The 2,242-nt window shown below is 65.7% G+C and carries 2 protein-coding genes; both read right to left on the minus strand.

Annotated elements, in window-relative coordinates; all coding sequences use genetic code 11:
• A partial coding sequence (gene ppk1, locus AC3AYF_RS20300) for a polyphosphate kinase 1 (RefSeq protein WP_487780295.1) occupies window positions 1–1,521 on the minus strand: 1,521 nt, incomplete at its 3' end.
• Between the two features lie 39 nt (window positions 1,522–1,560).
• Window positions 1,561–2,242 (minus strand): porphobilinogen synthase (gene hemB / locus AC3AYF_RS20305; RefSeq protein ID WP_487780296.1); only part of this gene is annotated, 682 nt, incomplete at its 5' end.

Consider the following 2,242-nt stretch of genomic DNA (forward strand, 5'->3'; position numbering starts at 1 on the left):
ACCGAGATGGGCGTAGTGACGCAGTTCGCCCTTTTCGCGCCGGACGATGTGCATCATCTTGGCGTGGGTCTTGTAGGCCATCACACCGTAGATGACGATGGCGCCCGCCTCCTGCAGTCGGGAGGCCAGCGCCAGGTTGTCGGCCTCGTCGAAGCGCGCCCGCAGTTCGATGACCACGGTCACTTCCTTGCCGCCGCGGGCCGCTTCCACCAGCGCGCCGACGATCGCGGAGTCGGCGCCGGTGCGATAGAGCGTCTGCTTGATCGCCATGACGTCGGGGTCGCGCGCGGCCTGGCGCAGCAGATCCTCCACCGGGGTGAACGACTGAAATGGATGGTGCAGCAGAATGTCGCCCTGGCGAATGGCGGAGAACAGGTTGACGTCGCCGCGCAACGGCTTGGGCAGGCCGGGGGTGAACGGCCGATAGCGCAGGTCGGGTCGCTGGACGTCGCCAAGAACCGCCATCATGCGGGTCAGGTTGACCGGGCCGTTGACCCGATAGAGATCCTCCTCGCCAAGCTCGAACTGCTTGAGCAGGAAATCGATCAGGCTATCGGGGCAGTTGTCGGCCACCTCGAGACGCACGCCACTGCCGTAGCGCCTGGCCAGCAGCTCGCCCCGAAGCGCGGAGGCCAGGTCCGAGACCTCTTCCGGATCGACCGACAGGTCGGCGTTGCGGGTCAGGCGGAACTGGTAGCAGCCCTCCACCTCCATGCCGGGGAATACCTCGTGGGCGTGGGCGTGGATCATCGATGACAGGAACACGTAATCGGTGAAACCCGCTTCGCACAGCGCTTCCGGCAGCCGGATCAGCCGCGGCAGCGAGCGCGGCGCCGGGAGAATCGCCATGCCGCCCTCGCGGCCGAAGGCATCGGTCCCTTCGAGCTCGACGATGAAGTTGAGGCTCTTGTTGACCAGACGGGGGTAGGGGTGCGAGGGATCCAGCCCGATCGGGCTGATGACCGGGGCGATCTCCTCCTCGAAGTAGTCGGCGACCCAGGCCGCCTGCTCGGGCGTCCACTGGGCACGGCGCCGGAAGCGGATCTTCTGCTCTTCCAGGGCCGGCACGAGGACGTCGTTGAGAATGCGGTACTGACGCTCCACCTGCTCGTGGCCGATGCGCGAGACCTCGCTCAGCACACGGGCCGGCGTCATGCCGTCGGCACCGGTCTCTTCATGAAACGAGGCCAACTGGTGCTTGAGGCCGGCGACCCGGATCTCGAAGAATTCGTCGAGATTGGAGGAGACGATCAGCAGGAACATCAACCGGTCGAGAAGCGGATGCGAGGCATCCAGCGACTGTTCGAGCACACGGATGTTGAACTGGAGGTGCGACAACTCGCGATTGAAGTAGAGCGCGGCGTCGTCGAGATCCGCCTGCGAGGAGGGCGCCTCCTTGGCATGGATCCCCTTGCGCGTGCGATTGACGCGCAAGGGCGGTGGCGGCGTCTCTTCACCGGTGGCCGGCAAGGGGAGATCGACCGGGCTGTTGGGCGTGTCCGTCGTGCCAGAATCCGTCATCAGAAGTCTCCGGTACCGGGGCCGACACGCCCGCGGCCCTCAGGTGTTGAGCAGTTGCGCGGCGCGTTTGGCGAAGTAGGTCAGGATGCCATCGGCCCCGGCGCGCTTGAAGCAGGTCAGTGATTCCAGAATCACGCTATCCGCATCCAGCCAGCCTTTCTCGAAGGCGGCCATGTGCATGGCATACTCGCCGCTGACCTGGTAGGCGAAGGTCGGGACGCCGAACGACTCCTTCACCCGCTGGATGACGTCCAGGTAGGGCATGCCGGGTTTGACCATGACCATGTCGGCGCCCTCCTGGATGTCCAGAGCGGTCTCGTGGAGCGCCTCGTCGGTGTTGGCCGGGTCCATCTGGTAGCTGAACTTGTCGGCCCGGCCCAGGTTGCCGCTGGAGCCGATGGCATCGCGGAACGGTCCGTAGTACTTCGAGGCGTACTTGGCCGAGTAGGCCATGATCTGGGTCTCGTGGAGCCCTTCGCGCTCGAAGGTGGCGCGAATCTCGCCGATACGGCCATCCATCATGTCGGACGGCGAGATCACGTCGGCGCCGGCCTCGGCGTGGGAGAGCGCCTGCTTGATCAGTGCCTCGATGGTGCGATCGTTGAGCAGGTAGCCGTTCTCGTCCGGCACGCCATCCTGGCCGTGGGTGGTGTAGGGGTCGAGCGCCACGTCGGTGATGATGCCGAGGGTGCCGGGGACGACGAGTTCACCCATGGCGACG

The sequence above is a fragment of the Salinicola sp. genome (genome assembly GCF_982684285.1).